The sequence below is a fragment of the Bifidobacterium reuteri DSM 23975 genome, from assembly GCF_000741695.1.
Classification (GTDB): domain Bacteria; phylum Actinomycetota; class Actinomycetes; order Actinomycetales; family Bifidobacteriaceae; genus Bifidobacterium; species Bifidobacterium reuteri.
Window position 1 is genome coordinate 22,774 of sequence record NZ_JGZK01000020.1, and the last position, 7,458, is coordinate 30,231.

At 56.2% G+C, this 7,458-nt stretch carries 5 protein-coding genes and 1 pseudogene; 4 read left to right on the forward strand and 2 right to left on the reverse strand.

What is annotated here, in order from left to right; translation table 11 throughout:
- Window positions 1-75 precede the first annotated feature (75 nt).
- Window positions 76-1,443 carry an ABC transporter substrate-binding protein gene (locus tag BREU_RS10560; RefSeq protein WP_238567078.1) on the reverse strand — a complete coding sequence of 456 codons (1,368 nt, stop codon included), beginning with the start codon at window positions 1,441-1,443 and terminating at the stop codon, window positions 76-78.
- Window positions 1,444-1,763: 320 nt separating this feature from the next.
- Here BREU_RS10560 and BREU_RS10565 point away from each other — a divergent pair, with 320 nt between their 5' ends.
- From BREU_RS10565 to BREU_RS10580, 4 genes are all read left to right on the forward strand, one after another.
- The gene (locus BREU_RS10565) at window positions 1,764-2,447 is read left to right on the forward strand and encodes a DUF624 domain-containing protein (protein WP_044089230.1); all 684 of its coding nucleotides are present in this window, start codon (window positions 1,764-1,766) and stop codon (window positions 2,445-2,447) included.
- Window positions 2,448-2,450: 3 nt separating this feature from the next.
- Window positions 2,451-3,512, forward strand: coding sequence for a LacI family DNA-binding transcriptional regulator (locus BREU_RS10570; RefSeq protein WP_044089231.1), 1,062 nt, complete (start codon window positions 2,451-2,453; stop codon window positions 3,510-3,512).
- Between the two features lie 261 nt (window positions 3,513-3,773).
- Window positions 3,774-5,177: a glycoside hydrolase family 32 protein gene (locus BREU_RS10575; protein WP_238567079.1), complete on the forward strand. Its 1,404-nt coding sequence runs from the start codon at window positions 3,774-3,776 to the stop codon at window positions 5,175-5,177.
- Between the two features lie 204 nt (window positions 5,178-5,381).
- Entirely contained in the window at window positions 5,382-6,695 is a 1,314-nt protein-coding gene (locus tag BREU_RS10580) for an ABC transporter substrate-binding protein (protein WP_044089232.1), read from the forward strand.
- 580 nt (window positions 6,696-7,275) lie between these two features.
- On the opposite strand, the pseudogene BREU_RS12480 reads toward BREU_RS10580, so the two are convergent.
- Window positions 7,276-7,458, reverse strand: a pseudogene (locus BREU_RS12480) (hypothetical protein); the annotation flags it as partial.

Here is a 7,458-nt window from a genome sequence, read left to right on the forward strand (position 1 = left end):
CACCATTATTGTGCTGCGTGAAACCGACGCGACGCATGGCGCCGAGCGCAGTGCTCGTACGCTACTGGCTACTGGCTACTGCGCGTCGAATGCCTTGGATTCCGGCAGCATGCCGAGGACCTTTTCATTGTTGGCCCATTCGGACTTCCATCCATCGACGAAAGCCTTCTCGAATGCGCTCCAGTCTCCGTTGCCCTGAGCGTAATCAGTCAGTGCATTGGTCATATTGTCCTGCCACTGCTGGCTTGGCACAGTAAAGCTGCGGACAGATGGCTTGCCTTCCTTGTCGTACGCACGAGCTGCGACGGTCAATGGGTTATCCGGCTGATTGTCATCGCCGAACGTAGTGAACGGAACAGAGAAGCCCATCTCCTTGGACAAAGTTTCCTTACCCTCATCCGAAGAGACAAGCCACTTGATGAAGTCAAGTGTGGCCTGCTTATCCTTCTCCGTAGCGTTCACGTTTACCGCCCAAGAAGCGTCGTATACAGAAGCCGGGCCATAATCCTCTTCGCCCGGGATTCCCATCCAATAAGGAAGCATACCGAGATCCTCGTCAGCCACATTGTTGTCCTTGATCTGGCTGTACGACCACACACCATTTGGATAGAATGCGACATCGCCAAGCGCGAATTCAGCACTGACATCGTCATAGGTCTTGGCAGTAAGCATGGTGGATTCGGTCGGGCTGTTCTTCAACTCCAGATCAAACAGATCCTTGTAGTTCGGAAGATAGGTGCCCTTGAGATCAGTGGTGAACGTAGTGTTGTCGTCGCGGTACTCATAGAAGAGCGGCAGTCGGGTCATGTGCGCCACGAGACGGTACGTTGCAGATGGGTCAAGAGCCGGAGTCGCAATTGCAGCTTGAAGACCAAGGTCATCCTTGTGCTTCTGCATGTCTTCGATGACGCTCTTGAGCGTATCGTAATCCTTGATGTCGTCTGCGGATTTGATGACCGCGTAGTCCTTCTTGGCGTATTCGTTGACGATCTTCTTGTTGTAGATGATGCCGTACCACTCGGCCGCATACGGCAGGGTGTAGGCGTTGTCACCGACCTTATGCGAGTTGGCTTTGCCTTCGTCGTTGAGCAGCTTGTACACGTCGGTGTCCTGCAGGGGGGCCGTATACTTCTGGTACTTGGCAAACTCGTCGTAGCCGGCGATGGTGAACATGGTCGGAGCGTTGGACTTGGCCAGTTCGGAGGTCAGCGTGGACTCATAAGTGCCGGAGGTGGCACTCTGGACCTCTACCTGCACTCCGGTTTCTGCAGTGTAATCAGCGGCAAGCTGCTCCAACTGGTCAACAATTTCAGATTTGCTATTCAAGAAATAAACATGACCCTTATTCGGATCAGCCGCAGTGCTTCCGCAGGCGGCGAGGCTGAACATGGTGACGACCGCAACGCCCGCGGCGAGGATTCTCTTCATGTTCATGGTGCTCATCGGCGTTATGCTCCTTCCGCATATACCGAACATCTATGTCCGGCGATCTGTTCTTCTCAAAGGGGCCGCTGAACTATGCTCAGCGACTCGTTACCGTAAGCGTTGATGACAACGATATCACGCGATGCAATCATGTACATAATCGGCGTGTTGCCGGGGATTATTTGATATTTCAAGCGTTTTCTCATACCCTCTGATTGCAGCTCTGGTGAATACGTTGCCAAGGTACTGTGCATGAATCGGCAAACAGGCGATTCCCCGTGGGCCACGCCCGCTACAATGACGTGTATCCATCCGCCCGCCCCTCAAGGAGATGAATCATGGGCTTTATGTCTCCGGATTCCGCATTCATGCGCGGACTGAGCAATACCGTAGATGCCATCTGGATCAACCTGCTCATGATCATCACCAGCATTCCACTGATCACCATCGGCGCGGCGCTCACGGCCGGACACGATGCCGCGCGGCGCGTGGCAATCGCGGAAGGTCATGTCACCGCGAACTATTTCAAGGCATTCCGCGCGAATTTCCTCAAGGCCACTGGGCTATGGATCATTTTCGGCGCCACGGGAGCCGGCCTCGTGTATTCATGGGTGGTGTTGCAGATCACGCCGCTGCTCATCCCCAAGATCGGTCTGACATTGGTGTGGATCATCGGGTTCGAATGGGTGTGGGCGTTGCAGGCGCGCTTCGAGAACTCCTTCGGTGGGGTACTGGCGAACGCGTTCATCTTCGGCGTCTCACGCATCGGCGCCACATTGGTATTGGTTACGATCGACGCGATCTTCCTTGGCCTGCTCGTCGCCTCATGGGTCTACATGCCGCAAGGCCTGTTCCTGCTGATAGTCCTCGGCTACGGATCGGTGCTCATGCTGCATGTGCCGATTCTCGAGCGCGTATTCGCCGCATACGTCGCCCCGCCGGACGTGTCGGACGCATCCGCTCCGTCGGCCGCGTCCGTCCCGTCCGGCACATCCAGCACCACGTCCCCGCAAAGGCAATAGCGCATGGGCAAAGTCACACTGCAGGACGTCGCCAAGGCGGCTGGAGTCTCCACCGCCACCGCATCATGGGCGATCAACGACAACAAGAACGTACGCATTCCCGAAAACACCCGTCGCAAAGTCCGCAACGTCGCCGAACGTCTCGGGTACCATTCCAACGCGTTTGCCCGCAGTCTCGCGCGCGGCAAGTCCGATTTGATCGGTTTCATCAGCGATGGTGTCGCCACATCTCCATTCGCCGGACGAGTTATTCAAGGCGCACAGGACGAAGCATGGCGCAACGGCAAAATCCTACTGGTAGTCGATACTGACGGCAATGCGACCATTGAGCGAAAAGCCTTTTCGTTCATGCTTGAGCATCAGGTTGAGGGGATCATCTATTCGAGCTGGGTGCATCGCGCCATTACGCCTCCCGACGAGCTGGAACGCACCACGTCCGTATTGGTGAACTGCTTTGATGAATCGGGCCGATTCCCTGCCGTGGTACCTAATGAAGTGCAAGGCGGACAGTCAGCGACTGAATTGTTGCTGCAGGCGGGGCATCGTCGTGTTGCGTTTGTGAACGAACCAACCGCATCACCTGCATCGGTCGGCCGACTCGAAGGGTATCGTCAGGCACTTGCCGCACATGGATTGGCATACGACCCCGCAATGGTCGTTGACGCAACAGCCGACCAGGAAGGCGGTTACGGAGCGGCCGACGCAGTGCTGAAGACCGGCGCCACGGCAGTGTTCTGCCATAACGACCGCACTGCCATGGGTTTGTACGACGCGCTTCGCGAGCGAGGCTTGCGCGTGCCCGACGATTTGTCGATCGTCGGATTCGATAATCAGGAGGTCATTTCCGCACACCTGCATCCCGCACTCACGACGGTCGGACTGCCGCAATATGACCTTGGCGTATTAGGCGTACGCTCGTTGCTGACGCTGGATAAGGCGCCCGACGTTGATTACGACGGCAACGAGACCGATCGCGTCGAAGATAGCAAGCCCCACTGCTTTGAGCCATTGCTGGTGAACTGCCCTTCAGTGATGCGCGATTCTATCCGCACCTATCGCGGATAGTCAGAGGCACGAGACACGCGCCATCCACGAGGGTTTGCGTCATGGCTTGACAGGTCTGTTTTGAGTGTTTATCATATTGCTTAATCGCTTAAATGCTTAAGCGCTTAAATTAAATCAGGACAACACAATAAAGCATGTTTCTGATGCGCGGAGTTGCGCGTTGGGAACAGTCAGGATACCGTTCGCCACCAGACTGCACACAAGTCCGGCAACCCGGCCACAGCGCAATCGGCGAGCGGTCGTCAGCCGACTATAGGAGTGATGATCATGCCAAAGCTGTACTACCAATTCCCCGGCACGTGGTTCGGTGATTGCATGCCATTCGGCAAAGGCAATGAGTTCTTTCTGTATCATCAACGGGACAATCGCAATCCGGAACCATTCGGTGAGCCGTTCGGCTGGGACCTGGCCACCACCTCTGATTTCGTGCATTACAAGGATTGCGGCGTTGCCGTGCCGCGCGGCGGAGACGATGAGCAGGATCAGTTCATATTCGCAGGATCGGTATTCGAAGGAGAAGGGCAGTACCACATCTTCTACACCGGATATAACCGCGATTATCCCCAGCAGGGCAAGCCGGCGCAGGTGCTGATGCACGCAGTCAGCGACGATCTGTACCACTGGACGAAAACACAGGACGCCATCACCTTCACTCCACAAGAAGGCTACGACCCAGACGATTGGCGCGACCCGTGGGTTATTCGCGACGACGAACATGACCAGTATCTGCTGATCCTCGGCGCCCGTAAGATTGGATCGAAAACGCAGCAGACCGGCCGCACGGTGAAGTTCACGTCCAAAGACCTCAAGAACTGGACGTTCGAAGGCGACTTCTGGGCTCCGAACCTGTACACGATGCACGAGATGCCCGATCTGTTCAAGATGGGCGACTGGTGGTATCACATCGTCACAGAATACAGCGATCGACACAAGATGGTGTATCGCATGGCCAAGAGTCTCGACGGCCCATGGATCGCCCCCGATGACGACGCGTTTGACGGCAGCGCCTATTATGCCGGACGAACCTTCGAACTGGGAGGACGGCGAATCCTCTTCGGCTGGGTTGCCACCAAGGAAGACTGCGATGACGCAAAGAACTTCGAATGGGCTGGCACCTTCGTCCCTCATGAGGTCTACCAGCGCGCCGACGGCACACTCGGCGTGCGCATTCCCGACACGGTCTGGGACGCGTTCAACGAACGCGAGCAAATCGTGACGAATGCGGTAATCGACGGTACTGACGCTCGCCGTAACGCCGTGCTGGCCGAGGGTTGCGGAGACCTGTATTCGTTTGAAGCGGACGTCTCGTTCAGCGAGGGAACGCGATCCTTCGGCCTCCGCGTCTACCGCGATGAGGCAAGCGAGCGTGGCTATCAGTTCATCTTCCCGATAGGTGAGCATCGTTACGTATTCGAAGGAAGCCCGAACTTCCCGTGGTTCAATTGCATGAATATCGGACTGGAGCGGCCGATCGAGCTGGCTGCCGGGCGTGAATATCATATTCAGCTCATCGTGGACGACACCATCGCCACGCTGTACGTCAACGGCGTCGCGCTCAACGCGCGCATGTACCAGCATCCCGGTGACGCATTAAGCATGTTCGTCACCGACGGCACACTCACCGTCACGAATGCGACCATTGCCCGCGGTCTCAAGGAGGTGTGAGGCACAGTCACCACCATATGTCTGCGAACCGATACGTTCGCTTGTGATTCATCCGTATACCATGTGAACGCCGCCGGGTGAGACCGGCGGCGGGCCTCCAACCTACGCGCGGTCAGCGGGCACGACTTGTGCAATGATGATGTCCGCTCCCCCGCCCTGTATTGCAACAACAACGAAGTTATGGCATTCCATAGGAGGGAAACCATGAAGAAGATTATCAAAGCAACTGCCGCAATGGCAGCGGCCGGTCTGTCTCTGGGATTGATCGCCGGGTGCGGTTCCGGCAACTCCAATGCAGATAAGGGTCACGTCTACTTCCTGAGCATGAAAGTAGAGCAGGCTGATCAGATTCGTGAGCTTGCGGATAATTTCACCGCGGAGACCGGCATCGAAGTGGATGTCGCCACGGCATCGTCTGACACATACGAACAGACGCTGAAGAGCGAGCTCGCCAAATCTGAAGCGCCAACCGTATTCGATGTGGATAACAACGACTTCCTCAATTGGACCGATTACTACGCAGACATGTCCGATACGAACATGTACAAGGACCTCACCAAGCAGGACTACGCCATGAAGAATGGCGATGAAATTGGCGCTGTGCCGTACGTGATGGAGCGGTATGGCATCATCTACAACAAGGCCTTGCTGCAGAAGTATTTCGATGCCAGCTGGTCAAGCGTGAAGGACGTTGAGACGATCAACAACTTCGATACGCTGAAGACCGTGGCTGACGAGATCCAGGCGCATAAAGATGACCTCGGTATCAAGGGCGCGTTTACGTCAGCGGGCTTCGATACGAGTTCGATCAAGCGGTTCGGCGATCAGCTCGCGCACGTGCCGGTGTATTACGAGTATCGCGATCAGGGCGTGACGCAGCTTCCGGCCACAATCTCCGACACGTACATTCCGAACTTCAAGAAGATCTTCGACCTGTATATCACTGATTCGACCACGCCGGCCAGCCAGCTTTCGAGCGCCACCATGGATGACGCCAATTCGGAATTCGCGCTTGGCGAGGCCGTGTTCCTGCAGAACGGCACGTGGGGTTACTCGCAGATCAAGGATCAGAACGTACCTGACGAGGACATGGGCGTGCTGCCGATTTATATTGGCACTGAAGGCGAGGAGAAGGCCGGCCTGACAGTCAGCTTCCTGTACTTTGCGATGAACAAGAACGCTTCCGAAAAGGATCAGCAGGCGACCCGTCAGTTCTTGGACTACATCCTGCAAAACGATGATGCACGCAAGTTGGTCACCGACGAGATGGGATTCGAGACACCGTTCAAGTCATATGCAGAAAACGGATACAAGACCACGAATCCAATTCATCGCGCCAACGACGCCTACGCAGTCAAGGGCAATTACGATATCGTGATCTATCCTTTGCCGAGCACGCAGTGGGTGATGAGCCTCGGCAATGCGATGCTTGAGTATGCGCAGGGCACCGGCGACTGGGATACGGTCGCGTCCGCCTTCGTGGATGGTTGGGCGTCGGAATATAAGACCACGCACTGATTCGAAGCGACCGGCATTGAAGTGGTAATCGGGACTTAGCGTCCTGATTACCACTCGGGAATAAGCCGCTTAGCATGCTGGTGTGCTCGTGAGCACGTTGCTTACGAACACACCAGCATATTCCGTATGGGGGTATGGGTTACCGCCGCTGCGCACCGTGACTTGCAAGCCCTCTCAGTGACGGAAATTCTCGAGGAAAATGGCTACGTCGAGAATTTACATCACTGAGAGCTCGTCAGCGCACGAAATTCTCGCGCAATGGGATTATTCCGAGAATTTACGTCGCTAAGAACCCAGAGCATCCGATTATTGCGGTTCTTTGCGCTCAGCAATCACCAGCGCAATAGGCAGCTAGTATCCCGCGTCATTGATTCGTTGAGTACATTGGAGGCTTCCCTTGTCAGGACAGCACAATGCTGGCTCCCTCTGATGAGGGAGCTCCCGGCGACAGCCGGGTGAGGGAGAGAAACACACAACACAGTCGTTCCAGTCTCTCCCCCAGTCAGCTACGCTGACAGCCCCTCATCCAGAGGGGCCAACATAGGGACACCGTCGCAGGGGCTTCCGCAGTCAGCTGATGAAAGATACCATCGACGGGAATCACCCCCACCACTGATGAACGCCGGCAGAAAGCACAGTCCCGTGGGCACGAGCAGCTTGACGGAGAGCCGTGCAGCCCGGCGTTCTATGGCCGACCGCTCGTCGGCGTCAAGCTGTTCCAGAGCGGATTCAGGCGCACAGCCGGGGCGTCGCCATGCAGCCA

Coding starts and splice junctions, on each gene's coding strand:
- BREU_RS10560 (WP_238567078.1), bottom strand. CDS start 1,443: ATGAGCACCATGAACATGAAGAGAATCCTCGCCGCGGGCGTTGCGGTC.
- BREU_RS10565 (WP_044089230.1), top strand. CDS start 1,764: ATGGGCTTTATGTCTCCGGATTCCGCATTCATGCGCGGACTGAGCAAT.
- BREU_RS10570 (WP_044089231.1), top strand. CDS start 2,451: ATGGGCAAAGTCACACTGCAGGACGTCGCCAAGGCGGCTGGAGTCTCC.
- BREU_RS10575 (WP_238567079.1), top strand. CDS start 3,774: ATGATCATGCCAAAGCTGTACTACCAATTCCCCGGCACGTGGTTCGGT.
- BREU_RS10580 (WP_044089232.1), top strand. CDS start 5,382: ATGAAGAAGATTATCAAAGCAACTGCCGCAATGGCAGCGGCCGGTCTG.